17 protein-coding genes are annotated in these 15,937 nt (G+C 29.7%); 11 read left to right on the top strand and 6 right to left on the bottom strand.

Translation table 11 applies throughout. The features are described 5' to 3' along the window. Nucleotides 1-41: 41 nt before the first annotated feature. The 10 genes from WG951_RS05200 to WG951_RS05155 all read left to right on the top strand — a co-directional run bounded on the left by WG951_RS05200 (nucleotide 42) and on the right by WG951_RS05155 (nucleotide 8,828). The gene (locus WG951_RS05200; protein WP_105049131.1) at nucleotides 42-1,013 is read left to right on the top strand and encodes an MlaD family protein; all 972 of its coding nucleotides are present in this window, start codon (nucleotides 42-44) and stop codon (nucleotides 1,011-1,013) included. A gap of 22 nt (nucleotides 1,014-1,035) precedes the next feature. Continuing rightward, nucleotides 1,036-2,352, top strand: coding sequence for a (Fe-S)-binding protein (locus tag WG951_RS05195; RefSeq protein WP_105049130.1), 1,317 nt, complete (start codon nucleotides 1,036-1,038; stop codon nucleotides 2,350-2,352). A 64-nt stretch (nucleotides 2,353-2,416) separates the two neighbouring features. Continuing rightward, nucleotides 2,417-3,196 carry a (Fe-S)-binding protein gene (locus WG951_RS05190; protein ID WP_105049129.1) on the top strand — a complete coding sequence of 260 codons (780 nt, stop codon included), beginning with the start codon at nucleotides 2,417-2,419 and terminating at the stop codon, nucleotides 3,194-3,196. 2 nt (nucleotides 3,197-3,198) lie between these two features. Next, a complete protein-coding gene (locus WG951_RS05185; protein WP_105049128.1) occupies nucleotides 3,199-3,585 on the top strand; it encodes a hypothetical protein in 387 nt (128 codons plus the stop codon). Further along, on the top strand, nucleotides 3,586-4,494 hold the full coding sequence (menA, locus tag WG951_RS05180; protein ID WP_105049127.1) for a 1,4-dihydroxy-2-naphthoate octaprenyltransferase: 909 nt from the start codon (nucleotides 3,586-3,588) through the stop codon (nucleotides 4,492-4,494). An 18-nt stretch (nucleotides 4,495-4,512) separates the two neighbouring features. Further along, nucleotides 4,513-5,190 carry a metal-dependent hydrolase gene (locus WG951_RS05175; protein WP_105049126.1) on the top strand — a complete coding sequence of 226 codons (678 nt, stop codon included), beginning with the start codon at nucleotides 4,513-4,515 and terminating at the stop codon, nucleotides 5,188-5,190. A 1-nt stretch (nucleotide 5,191) separates the two neighbouring features. After that, nucleotides 5,192-5,707 (top strand): SRPBCC family protein, encoded by a 516-nt coding sequence (locus WG951_RS05170; RefSeq protein ID WP_105049125.1) that lies wholly within the window; start codon nucleotides 5,192-5,194, stop codon nucleotides 5,705-5,707. 9 nt (nucleotides 5,708-5,716) lie between these two features. Beyond that, entirely contained in the window at nucleotides 5,717-6,754 is a 1,038-nt protein-coding gene (locus WG951_RS05165) for an o-succinylbenzoate synthase (protein ID WP_105049124.1), read from the top strand. 2 nt (nucleotides 6,755-6,756) lie between these two features. After that, the gene (locus WG951_RS05160; RefSeq protein WP_105049123.1) at nucleotides 6,757-7,722 is read left to right on the top strand and encodes a CPBP family intramembrane glutamic endopeptidase; all 966 of its coding nucleotides are present in this window, start codon (nucleotides 6,757-6,759) and stop codon (nucleotides 7,720-7,722) included. Further along, the gene (locus tag WG951_RS05155) at nucleotides 7,719-8,828 is read left to right on the top strand and encodes an AMP-binding protein (protein ID WP_105049122.1); all 1,110 of its coding nucleotides are present in this window, start codon (nucleotides 7,719-7,721) and stop codon (nucleotides 8,826-8,828) included. Before WG951_RS05160 ends, WG951_RS05155 begins: the two co-directional genes overlap by 4 nt. Here WG951_RS05155 and WG951_RS05150 read toward each other — a convergent pair. Next, on the bottom strand, nucleotides 8,804-10,072 hold the full coding sequence (locus WG951_RS05150) for a helix-turn-helix transcriptional regulator (RefSeq protein ID WP_105049121.1): 1,269 nt from the start codon (nucleotides 10,070-10,072) through the stop codon (nucleotides 8,804-8,806). The two genes, WG951_RS05155 and WG951_RS05150, sit on opposite strands and share 25 nt — an antisense overlap. 375 nt (nucleotides 10,073-10,447) lie before the next feature. Here WG951_RS05150 and WG951_RS05145 point away from each other — a divergent pair, with 375 nt between their 5' ends. Further along, nucleotides 10,448-10,921 carry a thioredoxin family protein gene (locus WG951_RS05145; RefSeq protein WP_170062896.1) on the top strand — a complete coding sequence of 158 codons (474 nt, stop codon included), beginning with the start codon at nucleotides 10,448-10,450 and terminating at the stop codon, nucleotides 10,919-10,921. Nucleotides 10,922-11,332: 411 nt separating this feature from the next. Here WG951_RS05145 and WG951_RS05140 read toward each other — a convergent pair whose 3' ends face one another. The 5 genes from WG951_RS05140 to WG951_RS05120 form a co-directional block, all read right to left on the bottom strand. Then, on the bottom strand, nucleotides 11,333-12,433 hold the full coding sequence (locus WG951_RS05140; RefSeq protein WP_105049119.1) for an OmpA family protein: 1,101 nt from the start codon (nucleotides 12,431-12,433) through the stop codon (nucleotides 11,333-11,335). Nucleotides 12,434-12,543: 110 nt separating this feature from the next. Further along, entirely contained in the window at nucleotides 12,544-13,443 is a 900-nt protein-coding gene (locus WG951_RS05135; RefSeq protein WP_105049118.1) for a Ppx/GppA phosphatase family protein, read from the bottom strand. Between the two features lie 6 nt (nucleotides 13,444-13,449). Then, the gene (locus WG951_RS05130) at nucleotides 13,450-13,938 is read right to left on the bottom strand and encodes a SixA phosphatase family protein (protein ID WP_105049117.1); all 489 of its coding nucleotides are present in this window, start codon (nucleotides 13,936-13,938) and stop codon (nucleotides 13,450-13,452) included. Nucleotides 13,939-13,972: 34 nt separating this feature from the next. Then, the gene (gene pdxH / locus WG951_RS05125; RefSeq protein ID WP_105049116.1) at nucleotides 13,973-14,620 is read right to left on the bottom strand and encodes a pyridoxamine 5'-phosphate oxidase; all 648 of its coding nucleotides are present in this window, start codon (nucleotides 14,618-14,620) and stop codon (nucleotides 13,973-13,975) included. A 68-nt stretch (nucleotides 14,621-14,688) separates the two neighbouring features. Continuing rightward, nucleotides 14,689-15,876, bottom strand: coding sequence for an NAD(P)/FAD-dependent oxidoreductase (locus WG951_RS05120; RefSeq protein ID WP_105049115.1), 1,188 nt, complete (start codon nucleotides 15,874-15,876; stop codon nucleotides 14,689-14,691). Between the last annotated feature and the right edge of the window lie 61 nt (nucleotides 15,877-15,937).

Here is a 15,937-nt window from a genome sequence, read left to right as displayed (position 1 = left end):
TACCAAAAATTATTAGTAATATTGTTGTTAAATTTTTATGGATGTCTAAAGAATTAAAAACAGGAATTGTAGCAATTGTCATTATAGCCATATTTATATGGGGCTATAATTTTTTAAAAGGGCAAAACTTGTTTGATACAAATACGCGTTATTTTAAAGTAGAATATACCAATATTGGTGGGTTAACAGAGTCTAGCCTAGTAACAATTAACGGACTAAAAGTAGGTAAAGTTATAGATATTGGGTTTAACAAAGCAGAAGATAAAAAAGGGCAATTAGTAGTTCGTTTTGCTATAGAAAAAGATTTTAAATTCTCTAAAAAGAGTATTGTAAAAATATATTCTCCAAGTCCTTTAGGAGGTTCTAATTTAGCAATTATACCTAATTATGAAGGAGAAGATGCCGTATCGGGAGATTACCTTAAGGGGCAAATTGAGTCTAGTTTATTCACTTCTATAGGAGAGCGTTTAGATCCGCTTCAGGCAAAATTAGAGCATGTAATTATTAGTGCAGACACTTTGTTTAAAAACGTTAACAATGTTTTAGATTTAAACACTCAAAACAGTTTAAAAAATTCAGTTAAAAGTCTTGAACATACTTTAGCAGAAGTAAAAAAAATGATGTTTTCTGTAAATGGTATGATTGCATCTACATCTACAGATTTAACAGAAAGTGTTAAAAACACAAAAGTAATTACAGCTAATTTTGCAAAAGTTTCTGATACTTTGGCAAATGCAAATATTGGCGGAATATTAAATAAAGCAGAAGTTACCTTAAATTCTGTAAATTTAATGTTAGAAGGAATACACTCTGGTAAGGGAACAATTGGTAAATTAGTTACAGACGATGCTATGTATAACAATTTAACATCGATGTCTAAAGAGTTGGAAAACTTATTAAGAGAAATGAAATTAAACCCAAAAAGATTTGTTCACTTTTCATTATTTGGAAAGAAAGCAAAACCCTATACACCTCATAAAGATGGTGAAGTAGAGAAAGAAGCTAATAAATAATTTTATATATAATTTACCTGATATGCAATATTTACCAAACATACTTTTTGCCTTGGCTCTTGTTCTAGGAGTCGGTTTTTTTGTGATGAATATTCGCAAATTATCTAGAAACATTAAATTAGGTAAAGATGTTAACAGAACAGATAATAAACCAGAACGTTTAAAAAATATGATAAAGATTGCGTTAGGGCAATCTAAAATGGTAAAAAGACCACTTTCTGGGGTGCTTCATATTATTGTTTATGTTGGTTTTATCATTATTAATATAGAAGTTTTAGAAATCATTATTGATGGACTTTTTGGCACTCATAGAGTTTTTAGAGGTTTTTTAGGTGATGGTTTTTATGGATTTTTAATTGGTTTTTTCGAAATATTAGCAGCCTTAGTTTTTATAGCTGTTGTTGTTTTTTGGTTACGTAGAAACATCTCTAACATAAAACGTTTTTTGACTAAAGAGATGAAGGGTTGGCCTAAAAAGGATGGTAATAATATTCTTTATTTTGAAATGGTTTTAATGACCCTGTTTTTGGTAATGAATGCAACAGATTTTCATTTTCAGCAAGCAGCAATTGGTAACCCTATCAGTCAATTTATAACTCCTTTGTTTGATGGTTTTTCTTTAGAAACTATTCATACGATTGAAAGAAGTGCTTGGTGGATTCATATTTTAGGAATCTTAGTTTTCTTAAACTATTTATATTATTCTAAACATTTACATATTTTATTAGCGTTTCCAAATACGTATTATGCAAATTTAAAACCTAAAGGACAATTTACAAATTTAGAATCGGTTACTAATGAGGTAAAGCTAATGATGGATCCAGATGCAGATCCTTATGCAGCGCCACCAGAAGGAGAAGAAGAAGCAATTCCAGAAAAATTCGGTGCCTCAGATGTTACAGATTTAAATTGGGTTCAGTTAATGAATGCCTATACATGTACAGAGTGTGGTAGATGTACATCGTCTTGTCCTGCAAATTTAACAGGAAAAGAATTGTCACCAAGAAAAATCATGATGGATACGCGTGATCGTTTAGAGGAAGTTGGTAGAAATATCGATGCTAATAAAGGAACTTTTGTTGATGATGGAAAACAATTACTAAACGATTATATTTCTCCAGAAGAACTTTGGGCATGTACAAGTTGTAATGCCTGTGTAGAAGAATGTCCTGTAAATATAGATCCATTATCTATTATTATGGATATGAGAAGATATTTGGTGATGGAAGAAAGTGCAGCACCACAAGAGTTAAATATGATGATGACCAACATCGAAAATAACGGTGCTCCTTGGCAATACAACCAACAAGATAGGTTGAATTGGGCTAATGAAGAGTAAAATTAATTTTTAGTTTTAAGTGCAAAACTAACAACTAAAAACTAACAACTAAAAACTACAGAGTATGAACGTACCTACAATGGCAGACATGATGGCGCAAGGCAAGCAACCAGAAGTATTATTTTGGGTTGGAGCAGCAGGAAGTTATGATGATAGAGCCAAAAAAATATCGAGAGCATTTGTAAAAATATTGCATCAAGCCAATGTAGATTTTGCTGTTTTAGGAACTGAGGAATCATCTACAGGAGATGCTGCAAAAAGAGCAGGAAATGAGTTCTTGTTTCAAATGCAAGCCATGATGAATATTGAAGTTTTAAATGGTTACGAGGTTAAAAAAATAGTTACCTGCGATCCGCATTCCTTTAATACTTTAAAAAATGAATATCCGGGGTTGGGTGGTAAATATGAAGTTTTTCATCATACACAATTCATTCAAAATTTAATTGCAGAAGGACGTTTAAAAATAGATGATACTACTTTAAAAGGTAAAAGAGTTACGTTTCATGATCCTTGTTATTTAGGAAGAGCTAATGAGGTTTATGAATCACCTAGAGAATTAATAAAAAGATTAGGAGTTAACTTAACAGAAATGAAACGCAACAAATCTACGGCTTTATGTTGTGGAGCTGGAGGTGCACAAATGTTTAAGGATGCAGAAAAAGGTGATAAAGAAATTAATGTTTTAAGAACTGAAGATGCTTTAGAAACCAAACCAAATATTATTGCTACTGGTTGTCCGTATTGTAATACCATGATGACAGATGGAATAAAGTTTAAGGAAAAAGAAGCAGAAGTAGAAGTTAAAGATATTGCAGAATTAATTGCAGAAGCAAATAAATTATAATTATGAAAAATTTTTTATTTTTAATAGTTACCCTGTTTTTTTTTATAAGTACTAGTCGTTTGTCTGCGCAAGTAAATGAAAACTATTTAAAAGTTATTGTTGAAAGCTTAAATGAGCAATACTTAAAATCGAATTCAGAATTATTTTTTACAATTCAGATAGGTGCATATAAAAAAGGAAACAAAGCTTTTGAAGCAATAGACAATATTGTTAAAACTAAAGAAAACAATCTTATTAAATATAGGTTAGGAGAGTTTTTAACTTATGAGGAAGCAGTAGAGTATAAAAAAATCGTTTTAAGTGTTTGTAATGATGCATTTATTGTGCCCATAAAAAATGGAAAACGAATTTATATTACCCAAGCGCTAAAATTAGCAGCTATTTTATAGATGATTAAAAATTATATTAAAGCAGCACGTTTAAGAACTTTACCTTTATCTGTTTCTGGTATTATTGTTGGAAGTTTTTTAGGTGTAAAGAGCTTAAATAATCAAACTTCAATCTTAGAATCTCCAATTTTTTGGTTTGCAATTTTAACAACAATTGGTTTTCAAGTGTTATCTAATTTTGCCAACGATTATGGAGACGGAATAAAAGGTTCTGATAAAAATAGAACAGGAGAAGCACGTATGGTGTCATCTGGCGCAATTACTCCAAAACAAATGAAAATGGCAATGATAATTACTTCTGTTATCACCTTAATAATAGCATTGTTATTAATTTATGTTTCTTTTGGTAAAGAAAACTTTGGATTTTCAATTTTATTTTTCGGATTAGGAATTGCATCAATTGCAGCAGCAATAAAATATACCGTTGGTAACTCTGCTTATGGTTATAGCGGTTTTGGTGATGTTTTTGTATTTTTGTTTTTTGGTTTGTTAAGTGTTGTAGGTAGTTATTTCTTGTATACAAAAAACCTCAATTTAGAGGTTGTTTTACCTGCAATTTCTGTTGGTTTACTAAGTACAGCTGTACTTAATCTAAATAACTTAAGAGATAAAGAAGAAGATAAAAAGAATAATAAAAATACCTTAGTGGTTAAACTAGGGAGTCAAAAAGCAAAAAAATATCATTATTTTTTAATTTTCGGAGGGTTAATTTCAGCTTTAACGTATGTTTTTTTAGATTTTAGAACAATATATCAGCTTCTTTTTTTAGTTGCATTTGTTCCATTAATTAAAAATGTAATCACAGTTGCACAAAATAAAATACCTGCAGATTTAGATGGTGAATTAAAGAAAGTAGCGTTAAGTACATTTTTGTTTGCCATTCTTTTTGGAATCGGACAATTTTTATAATTTAAATATAGTTTTAGTATGAAGATTCAATTTTTAGGACATTCTTGTTTTTCTATAGAAATTAATGGAGTATATCTTTTAATAGACCCTTTTATAACGGGTAATTCATTAGCAGCACATATAGATGTATCTAGCTTAAAAGCAGATTTTATTTTGTTAACACACGCACATCAAGATCATGTTTTAGATGCGCAAGTTATTGCCGAAAGAACAAATGCGGTTATTGTATCTAATTATGAAATTGCCATGTATTTTGCAGCGAAAGGATTAGAAGTAATTGCTTTAAATCATGGTGGAGTGGTCAAAAAAGATAATTTTACGGCTAAATATGTAAATGCAATTCATACTTCTTCTTTTGAAGATGGCACTTATGGTGGTGTCCCAGGTGGTTTTGTGATATCATCTAAAGATAAAAATTTATATGTTGCTGGAGATACTGCGGTAACTATGGATATGAAATTAATACCAATGTTTACGACATTGGATGCTGCTATTTTTCCAATTGGTGATACATTTACAATGGGAGTAGAAGATGCCATTATTGCAAGTAATTTTGTGGAGTGTAATAAAGTAATAGGTTGCCATTTTAATACTTTTCCTCCAATAGAAATAGATACCAATGATGCTATAGCTAAATTTGCATCAAAAGGAAAAGAATTAAACCTATTGGGAATAGGCGAACATATAAACATATAAAATGAAAACAATTAAAATAATTTTAGGAATTATTTCTGCAATTGTAGTGGCTTTTCTTCTTACGGGTTTAATCGTAAAAGAAACCACTTATTCTGCTCAGGTGTCAGTAAATAAGCCAATTTCAGCAGTTTTTAACGCATTTAATAAGTCGGAAGATTTAAAAAACTGGATTCCAGAAGTTCAGTCTTTCGAAGTTTTAAATGACAATCCAGGTAAAACGGGTAGTGTGTATAAAGTTGTTGTACTTAACCAAGGTCAAGAAATTACCATGACAGAAAAGGTGATGGCGTATGTACCAAATGAAAAAGTAACTTTGTTTTTTGATGCAGAAGGGATGCTAAAAAAAGATGATTATACTTTTACTGAAAATGATGGAGTTACAACCATTACTTTAAACGCTAGTTGCCAAAGTGAAACATACCTTATGGCTTGTGTTTTTCCTTATTTTAAAGGAACTTTTATAGAACAAGACCAATCATACTTGAATAATTTTAAAGCATTTGTAGAAAATAAATAAGCTATACTTTTGATAAAAGCTATCTATAAAAAATACATCCTTAATTTTAAAAATCCAAGTGGAACATCACGTGGAATTTTAAGAACAAAAGAAACGTGGTTTATCATTTTAGAAGAAAATGGCAAAACAGGTGTGGGAGAAACGGGGTTGTTTAGAGGTTTAAGCTTTGATGATGTAGCCAATTATGAAGAGAAATTAATTTGGGCTTGTAATAATATCAATAAAGGTTTAATTTTTTTATTAAATGAACTTCGTCAGTTTCCATCCATACAATTTGGTTTAGAGCAAGCTTTTTTATCACTTAAAAGTAAGGATTCGTTTCATTTATTTCCATCAGAATTTACAAAAGGAAATAACGCTATTGCTATAAACGGACTCATCTGGATGGGGGAAAAAGAGTTTATGAAAAAGCAAATCAAAGAGAAATTAGAAACCGGTTTTTCTTGTATCAAAATGAAAATTGGTGCTATCAATTTTGATGCTGAAATAGAATTATTGACATCCATTAGAAAAGAGTTTTCATCCAAAGAAATAGAATTAAGGGTAGATGCAAATGGTGCTTTTAATCCAACGGATGCTTTAGAAAAATTAGAAAGATTATCAGCATTAGAAATTCATTCTATAGAACAACCTATAAAGCAAGGGCAGGTAGAAGAAATGGCAACTTTATGTGCAAAAACACCATTACCAATTGCTTTAGACGAGGAGTTGATTGGCGTTGTAAATACTGAAGCTAAAAAGGAACTATTAAAAATAATTCAGCCTCAGTATATTATCTTAAAACCAAGTTTAATTGGTGGTTTTGCAGGGAGTTTAGAGTGGATTAAGTTTGCAGAAGAGTTAAATGCAGATTGGTGGATTACTTCTGCATTAGAAAGTAATATTGGGTTGAATGCAATTGCACAATTTACGTATACTTTACAAAGTAGTTTGCCACAAGGTTTAGGAACTGGTGGTTTATTTACAAATAATTTTACAAGTCCGTTAACCGTAAAAAACGGAACTTTACAATACAATCCAGCAAAAAACTGGAATTTTAATTTATAAAAATGAATTATATACAACAAGCATATAAAGGAAACAATGAGTGGTTTCATTGGGTACTAACAATTATTTTAGTATTTGTAGGTTGGCAAGTTATAGGTGTATTGCCTTTAATGGCATTGGCTATTATGCATTCTGCAAACATGGCAGAGTTTACAAAAGCAGCACAAGATAATTTTATGAGCTTAGGTATTGATAAAAATCTTTTTCTCTTTTTTATGATTCTAATGTTCTTTTTTGGTTTAGTAAGCCTTATTATTGGTGTAAAATACATTCATAAAAGAACCGTAACTTCTTTGGTTACAAGTAGAAAAAAAATAGACTGGAAACGTTTTTGGTTTGGTTTTATTCTTTGGGGAGTTATCTCTTCTGTGGTAATTATGATGGGGGTTTTTATTTCTCCAGAAAATTATGTGTGGAATTTTAAACCTGTTCCTTTCTTTACTTTATTAGCAGTTTCTTTTCTTTTTTTACCTTTTCAAACTTCGTTTGAAGAATTGCTTTTTAGAGGTTATTTTATACAAGCTTTAGGTATTTTGACTAAAAACAGATGGTTTCCATTAATTTTTACCTCGGTATGCTTTGGTTTGCTGCATGGTGCAAACCCAGAAGTAGAAAAACTAGGGTACATCTCTATGGTTTTTTATATTGGTACAGGTTTCTTTTATGGGATAACTACTTTAATGGATGAAGGTACCGAGTTGTCGCTTGGTTTGCATGCTATTAATAATATAGTAGCTGCTTTTTTTGTAACTACAGATTGGACTGTTTTTCAAACAGATGCTTTGTATGTAGACACTTCAGAGCCATCTGTAGGATGGGAAATGTTTTTCCCTGTATTGGTTTTATATCCTTTAATTTTATTTATTTTTTCTAAAAAATACGGATGGAAAAACTGGAAAGAAAAATTAACTGGAAAGATTTACGAACCTGTTGTTTTAAAAGAAAACTATAGAATTTTAGAAGATTGATACTAGATAAGTTTCATAAAGATTTTCGATTAAATGGTACTTCATTTTCTTCGGTAGATGAAATTCTAGGTTATACTAGTAGTTTTTCTGATGAAATTCATCAATTTTTAACAATTTGGTTCTCAGATCAAGCTTGGGTTGTTGTAAAAACATCAGGCTCTACAGGTATTCCAAAAGAGATTAAACTAGAGAAAAGACAGATGATAAATTCTGCCTTAGCTACCGGTAATTTTTTTGATATCAAAGAAAATACAACGGCATTATTGTGTTTACCAACAGATTATATTGCGGGTAAAATGATGCTGATAAGGGCTTTAACTTTAGGTTGGCACTTAGACGTAGTAAAAGCAACCTCTTTTCCACTACGTGGGATAAAAAAACACTACGATTTTTCTGCAATGGTACCTTTGCAGCTAGAAAATTCAATAAAGGAACTACATCAAATTAAAACTTTAATAGTGGGTGGAGGAGTTGTTTCTGTTAATTTAAAAGATAAAATTAAGGATACTACCTGTGCTATTTTTGCTACTTATGGGATGACAGAAACCATAACACATATTGCGATTAAAAAGTTGAATAATAATTCGTTATCTTCAGTAAGTGTGATTAAGCAACCAATTTATAAAGAATACTATAAAACCTTACCAGATGTAGAAATTTATATAGATTCAAGAGGTTGTTTGGTAATTCATGCTCCCAAAGTATCTAATGAAGTTGTTTTTACAAATGATAGGGTTCGTTTAATTTCTGATCATCAATTTGAATGGTTAGGGCGTGTAGATAATGTGATAAATTCTGGAGGTGTAAAGTTGCATCCAGAAGAAATTGAAGAAAAATTAGCTAAAATTATTCGTAACCGCTTTTTTGTAACAGGGATACCTGATGAGCAACTAGGGGAGAAGCTTGTTTTGCTTATAGAACAAGTTGATTCTTGTGATATAAGTAAGTTTTTAAAATTAGAAATAGCAGAATTAAAGACACTTAGTAAATTCGAAATTCCTAAAGAAATTTATTTTGTAGATAAATTTATAGAGACTAAAACAAAAAAAATCCAACGAAAAAAAACGTTGGATTTAGTTAATTATTCAACTAAGTTTAAAAGGTAATCTCTTAAATCTTCCTCTTCACTCAAATTCATTTTCTTTTTAATTCGGTACCTTGCTGTTTGTACAGATCTTGGATCAATTAATAATATTTTTGCAATTTCCTTAGTATGTAAGTGTAATTTTATAAACATACAGTGTCTAAGTTCTGTTTCAGTAATTGTAGGGTGTTTTGCAATTAATGTATCGTAAAAGTTATCATAAACTGCATTAAAATGTTCCTTTAAGATAGTCCAATCTTCATCTCCTTCTAAAACATAGTCTATTTGATTAATAATGGCCCTAGTTGCAGATTTATCATCTGTTTTAATACCTTTTAAATCGGCTTTTATTTCTTTAAAATATTGTTTGTGATATAATAAGTTTGTAGATAAAGTAATCATCTCTTTATCTTTTTTTGTGTTTTTAGCTTCAATAAGTGCCATTTCTTCATTTTTTTCTAGGTTATTTTTTTTAACATTTTCTAGAATAAAATAATAGCCAATTAATGCCATAATAAATAAGAGGCTAATTAAGGAAACCATTACTTTTAGATTGTAGTTGGTACTTTCTAAACTTTGCTTTTGAAGTACTATTTTTTCATATTCAAACTTGGCATTTAAATCTTTAATTTTACTTTCTAATTCTTGATTTTTTATATCTTTATTTTCTAGTACAAATGATAAAATATCAGGGTTATTGTGGCCTATTAATTCTAAACTAAAAATACAATCACTAGAGGTTCTATAAGATTGATGAATAGAAACGCTAATAATATTTTTCCCTTTTTTAAATATGCTACTATCAAAAAAATGTTGTTTAAATAAATGCTCTTGTTTGCTTTTAATAGTACTTAAAGCAAAAGTAGAATTGCTAATTGTAGAGTTGGGCATATTGTCTCTAAAGACTTCTTTTCCGTTTACGTAAACAACAGCACCATCATCTCTTTGAATTTTAAATTCATAAGCTATGTAGTTATTGTCAAAATTTAGTATCTTTTTAAAGTACTTTGTAATGTGTTTCCTTTGTTTATTTCCACCAAAATCAAGTTTTGTGATAATTTTATCATCTCCATATCCTAATGGAGATTTTCCGCTTTTCCAATTAGAAAAATCAGCAAGTTCTACCCAATCATTTTCTAAACCACCTTTGTCATAATAAGACCAATAATCATGATCTTTGATGATTAAATCTTGTGAAAAAAGGAGGCTGATTTGAAAAAATAATAAAAGGAATAGTATTTTCTTTAAAATAGGTAGTTTATTCATTTACACGCAATTATTCTTTATTGTTGTGTAAATATAGTAGTTTTTGTGTTAATAATATACATGTGTAGTAGCTTAGTGTGCTTTATAATATAATTTGTATGTAAAAGTATTGTATATTTGTGCTTATTCTGATGAAAATATGTAATAATGAAATTGGGGGATTGAATTTATTATATTCTAGGAATAAAAAAGAAAGTCGTAATTTTTTAATTACGGCTTTTTAATTTTTAACAACTTTACTAACACGTTTTTTTTATTAAAATAATAATCCCTTTTTTTTAGAAAAAAGGGTAATTTTGTTTTTATTTAGTATAACATTTGTTCTGTGTTTTTTTTTTGGTATTATTTTTGATATTTTTGATGAAATTACTACTTATGAATAAAGTTATATTACTTTTTACTATTTGTTTTTTTACGATTACAAATATTGTAGCTCAAGAACAAAATGTGCAAGAGTTAGATTCTGTTACTTTAAATTGGGAATCTACTTTTAAAAGTGCTTTAAAAAAATCTAAAAAAGAAAATAAACCTGTACTTATTTATTTTACAGGATCAGATTGGTGTGGTCCTTGTAAAGTTCTAGATAAAAAGCTTTTTCATACAAAAAAATTTAAAGCGATTGCTGAAAAGGACTTAATATTATATGAGGCAGATAGTCCTAGAAATATAGATATAATTTCTCCTGAAAAATTAGAAATAAATAATGATTTAAAGAGGCAATTTAAAATAAGGTCATTTCCTACACTTGTTTTTGTAAATCATAAAGGAAAAATGATTGGTTATAAAAAAGGATTAATCTTAACGGAGTATTATTATCCGTTTATAGAATCTGTAATTGAAAATTACTAAATAAAAAAACCGAAGTTTTAGCTTCGGTATTTTTGTTTTAAAAGAAGATGTTTACGTAGTTATTTACTTTGCTAAGGCTTCTCTTTTGTTGCTTTTAGCCCTTCTATATTTTTTATTTACCTTTCTTTTAATTACCTATTCATTTTAAGCTTAATTCAATCTTATTATATGTGCTTACTCTTGATGTCTTTACATCAAATAAAATATCTAAGGTGTTTGTATTGTATTCCTTCAATTGTACCTTTATTGATATACTTATTAGATTTTAAGGACCAAATAGAGTTATCTAAATAAAAGCCTTATATTATTTCAATAATATATTTGATTGATAACAATATGGTTTTAGAAAACAAAAAAAAACCGAAGCAGATTGCCTCGGTTTTTATTACCTTTCTAATAAATTAGAAGAGATTATTTTTCGTTTACTACTCTAAATGTAGTTCTTCTGTTTGCTCTGTGTTGCGCTTCTGTACAAGAAACACCATCAGCACATCTGTTTGTTAATTTAGATTCTCCGTATCCGTTACCAGTTAATTTACTTGGGTTTACACCTTTAGAAATTAAGTAGTTTGTAACTGCCTGAGCTCTTCTTTCAGATAAGTTTTGGTTATTTTCTTTAGTTCCTCTAGAGTCTGTATGAGATTCTAAAGCTACAGATACTCCTGTTTTTAATACAGGTAATAATCTAGTATCAATAATTCTTTTTGCAGCAGGAGTTAAAGTAGCACTTCCTAAGTTCCAGTTAATTGGTAAAATAGTATTGTTAACTAATTCACATTCAACTTCTTTCCAAGTAGTTAAACCACCTTTGTTAACTAAAATTTCTTTAGTTACAGTTTTGTATTTAGCAGCAACAGTAATTTCTTCTTGCCATGCATCTTTTACTAAAACTGTTTTGTTGATACTTCCGTAAACTGCAGGAATTTCAATAGAAGTAGTAGTAGGTCCTTTAACCATTACTTTAGTAGTATATGTTTTCTCATATCCAGGAACTTGGTTAGATACAGTACTTGCGTCTCTGTCTAATTTAGTTAAAGGAATAGTAACATATTTTGCAGGTACTGGTTTGTAACACCAATATCTACAGTCGTTAGGATCACTAGATTCACAATCAGGAGCTTTTTCGCTCATTTCCCAATTTGCAGAAGCAGCTTTTGTTTCTATAGTTTGAGAGTCTTGGCTAAATGTAGCAGGTACAACACTTAATTTATTAGCATCTACTTTAGCAGTGTATGTAATTGTTTTATCTTCCCATACTGCAGGTACAACTACTAAACGTTGACCAGCTTCTTTAATTAAAACTCTTTCTGTTACTGTATTGTATTCCGCAGGATGCGTTACAATTTTCTTGTAAGCCGGAGCCACTTCTATAGTTACATCTTCGTTTTTCCAAACTTCTGGAGTTTTACAACGAACGTAACATTTTCCTGGTTCTGGGTTTGTTGGTAAGTCTTGAGCAAAAGCTGTTGCTCCAAACATTAATAGCGTAGCACTTAGTAAAATTTTTTTCATAATAAACCTATTTTTGATTTTTAGTTCAATTCTATGACACAACTTTTTTTGATAAGTCACAAGAATTATAACAAAAATACAAAAATATGTTAAAGAAATCACAAATTAATTTATAACTTATTGTAAAATAAGCTTTTAATAATTCCGTCTGAAAGACCAATTTTAGGTACATAAATTTTTCTAGCGCCACTCCATTTCATTGCAGAGAGGTAAATTTTGGTTGCCGGTATTATTACATCGGCTCTATCTGGGTTTAAACTAAGCTCAGAAACGCGCTCATCAAAAGACATCTGCTTTAAAAATTGATATTGAGCATTTAGATAAATATAAGAAATTGGTTTGCCTTCTGTTCGTCCAGACATTTTAAATAACTTATTAATGTTACCACCAGAACCAATTAAAGAGACCTTTTTTAAATCTTTAGTATTTTTCTTAATCCATTTTTCTACATTGGCAAAAATCTCTTTATTTACAGACTTTTTGTTATTTAACAAACGTACTGTACCCATTTTAAAAGACTTTGATGTAAGAATTTTTCCTTCAGAAAAAATGGTAAATTCTGTACTACCACCACCAACATCTACATACAAATAAGAATTATCTCCTTCTATTAATTGATTTAGGTCTGTAGATGAAATAATAGCAGCTTCTTCTTTTCCGCCAATAATATCAATTTGTACACCTGTTTCTTTTAAAATTCTTGTAGCTACTTCTTTGCCGTTTTCTGCTTCTCTCATGGCAGATGTTGCGCAGGCTTTGTATCTTTCTACACCATGAACATCCATTAATAATTTAAATGCTTCCATAGCATGAATCATTCTTGAGATGTTTTTTTCGCTGATAGTACCTTCTCCAACAAAAGCATCTGCTCCTAAACGAATAGGAACACGTACTAAAGAAGATTTTTTAAATTGAGGTTCTTTGTCTTCGGATACAATAACATTAGCAATAAGCAATCTAATTGCATTAGAACCAATATCAATTGCACCGTATTTTTTAATTTCTAACAAACTATTTTATTTATGATTTTTAGGGAAATCTATTAAAAAAGTTTTCCCTTTTTTTATGTTTTTCCAGTGTTTTTCTTCAAACTGAATACCAATAACACCACAAGTGGATACATGAGAAATGGGTTTGTTACCAAATTTATTTACAAATGTATTGATACCATGATCATGGCTAAATATAATGGCAGAATTAAAACCATCATCTAACGCATTTACAGTTTTTACCAAATAGCCATCGCTAAAGCTGTATAATTGTCTCTTTATTTTAAGGTTAGATAAAGGGTATTCAAAATTTTCGCAAAAAATAACGGCTGTATGCAATGCTCTATTAGCACTACTTGATACAAATACGTCTGGTCTGCCAACTTCTTTTGCTAAGAATTTAGACATTAAATGTGCGTCTTTTATTCCGCGTTTTTTTAGAGGTCTGTCAATATCTTCTATTCCTGAGTATTCCCAAGAAGATTTAGCATGTCTAACAATGTATAATGTTTTCATTAAATTTTAATTGTTGAGTTGTAAATATAAAAATTTATGGCGCTAATCTTTCTTTTTTCCAAGAAAAATCTTCTTCTAAAGTGTATCTTATTCTATCGTGCATTCTATTGGGTCTCCCTTGCCAAAATTCTATAGAAATTGGTTTTACTAAATAGCCTCCCCAATGTTTTGGTCTTACAATTTCTTGTCCTTCAAACTTTTTTTCAAAAGTTTTTAAAAGAGTATCTAATTCTTCTCTAGAGGCAACAACAGCACTTTGGTTAGAAGCCCAAGCTCCTAATTTACTTCCGTCTGGTCTCGATTCAAAATAACCATCAGATAAATTTTCTGCTAATATTTCTGCGGTTCCTTTTATAATAATTTGCTGTTCTAATGCAGGCCAAAAGAAAGACAAACAGATGTTATTGTTAGCAGCAATGGCTTTTCCTTTTTCCGAATTGTAATTGGTGTAAAAAATAAAACCTTCCCAAGTAAATCTTTTTAATAAAACAACTCTACTTTTAGGGAAACCATCTAAACCAATAGAAGAAACGGTCATTGCGTTGCTTTCATCAACCATGTTAGAGGTATCTGCGTTAATAAACCAAGTTTGAAATAATTCTATTGGGTTTTCTGGACAAGTACTTTCTAAAAGTTCTTGCTTTTCGTAGGATTTTCTATAGTTACTTAAATCTTTAGACATTCTTTTTAATTGGATAAAGTAAAAATACAGAATATTTTAAGAGTACAATCATTCTAAAACATCCTTTTTTATGCAATTTTATTAAAATGTTTTGCAAGATAAACTCCAGAACTAGCACATCCCTGAATTAAATATCCTCCAGTAGGCGCATCCCAATTTAACATTTCTCCTATACAATATTGATTCTTAATTTTATGTAGCTGAAAATGAGTGTCTACAGCATTTAAATCAATGCCTCCAACCGTAGAAATCGCTGCGTTTATATTGCCTAAACCTATAATTTCTAAAGGGAAATTTTTAATGTTTTTTGATAAAGTTACAATGTCTAAATAATCTTCTTTAGAAAGCGTTGTTTTTAAAAGTTCTATTTGTGAATTGCTAAGTTTTAATTCTTTTTTTAAAACTTGTGTGGTGTTTTTAAAAGTAGAATTTATCACTTTAGAGATGATGTTCTCTAAGCTTAACATCGGTTTAAAATCGATATAAATACTTGCTTTTTCTGATGATTTTAATTGAGCTCTAATTTGCGGACTCAACCCGTAAATAGCATTTCCTTCTAAGCCAAACTTTGTAATTACAGCTTCTCCTTTTTGTATTTTATTATCACAAGTAATAGTGATGTTTTTTAAAGGATTTCCTTCGTTTTGGTTGATGAAATTAGATTTCCAATCAATATTTACAGCACAGTTTGATGCTTCAAAAGGGATGGTGGTTACCTCTTTTTTTTGAAATGTTTCTAACCAACTTCCGTTAGACCCTGTAACTCGCCAACTGGCACCCCCTAAAGAAAAGACAGTGTAATCAGAAGGAGTTATTTTATTATTTAAAATTAAATTATTTAGAGCATCCCAACCCGAAAAAGTATGTTCGTATTTAAAGGTAATTCCTTTTTCTTTTAAATGATTTAAAATAGTATTGATAACGGTTATTGGTTTTAAACCTTCTTCTGGGTAAATTCTTTTACTGCTGCCAATATAAGTTGGAACCCCAATACTTTGTAGCCAATTTCTAAAATCATCGTTGGTAAAACTAAGTAAAGCATCTTTTAAAAAAAAAGTAGGTGTATAGCGTTCAATAAAATGAGCAATAGGTTCTGAGTGTGTTAAATTAAATCCGCCTTTTCCTGCAACTAATAGTTTTCTACCTGCTGTTTTATTTTTTTCGTAAATAGTAACCTCAAATTTTTTTGTATCTAAAAAAGCAGCTAAAAGCAGTGAGGAAGGTCCACTTCCAATAATGGAAATTGTTTTTTTCATTTTATTAGATAATTATGAATTTGATAGATCAATTATTTAAGATTTTTATTATTGATTTTAG

Origin of the sequence: Polaribacter butkevichii, from assembly GCF_038024105.1 — a bacterium.
Lineage (GTDB): Bacteria > Bacteroidota > Bacteroidia > Flavobacteriales > Flavobacteriaceae > Polaribacter > Polaribacter butkevichii.
This window is presented reverse-complemented; position numbering and strand designations above follow the sequence as displayed.

Coding starts and splice junctions, on each gene's coding strand:
- WG951_RS05200 (WP_105049131.1), top strand. CDS start 42: ATGTCTAAAGAATTAAAAACAGGAATTGTAGCAATTGTCATTATAGCC.
- WG951_RS05195 (WP_105049130.1), top strand. CDS start 1,036: ATGCAATATTTACCAAACATACTTTTTGCCTTGGCTCTTGTTCTAGGA.
- WG951_RS05190 (WP_105049129.1), top strand. CDS start 2,417: ATGAACGTACCTACAATGGCAGACATGATGGCGCAAGGCAAGCAACCA.
- WG951_RS05185 (WP_105049128.1), top strand. CDS start 3,199: ATGAAAAATTTTTTATTTTTAATAGTTACCCTGTTTTTTTTTATAAGT.
- menA (WP_105049127.1), top strand. CDS start 3,586: ATGATTAAAAATTATATTAAAGCAGCACGTTTAAGAACTTTACCTTTA.
- WG951_RS05175 (WP_105049126.1), top strand. CDS start 4,513: ATGAAGATTCAATTTTTAGGACATTCTTGTTTTTCTATAGAAATTAAT.
- WG951_RS05170 (WP_105049125.1), top strand. CDS start 5,192: ATGAAAACAATTAAAATAATTTTAGGAATTATTTCTGCAATTGTAGTG.
- WG951_RS05160 (WP_105049123.1), top strand. CDS start 6,757: ATGAATTATATACAACAAGCATATAAAGGAAACAATGAGTGGTTTCAT.
- WG951_RS05150 (WP_105049121.1), bottom strand. CDS start 10,072: ATGAATAAACTACCTATTTTAAAGAAAATACTATTCCTTTTATTATTT.
- WG951_RS05145 (WP_170062896.1), top strand. CDS start 10,448: ATGAATAAAGTTATATTACTTTTTACTATTTGTTTTTTTACGATTACA.
- WG951_RS05140 (WP_105049119.1), bottom strand. CDS start 12,433: ATGAAAAAAATTTTACTAAGTGCTACGCTATTAATGTTTGGAGCAACA.
- WG951_RS05130 (WP_105049117.1), bottom strand. CDS start 13,938: ATGAAAACATTATACATTGTTAGACATGCTAAATCTTCTTGGGAATAC.
- pdxH (WP_105049116.1), bottom strand. CDS start 14,620: ATGTCTAAAGATTTAAGTAACTATAGAAAATCCTACGAAAAGCAAGAA.
- WG951_RS05120 (WP_105049115.1), bottom strand. CDS start 15,876: ATGAAAAAAACAATTTCCATTATTGGAAGTGGACCTTCCTCACTGCTT.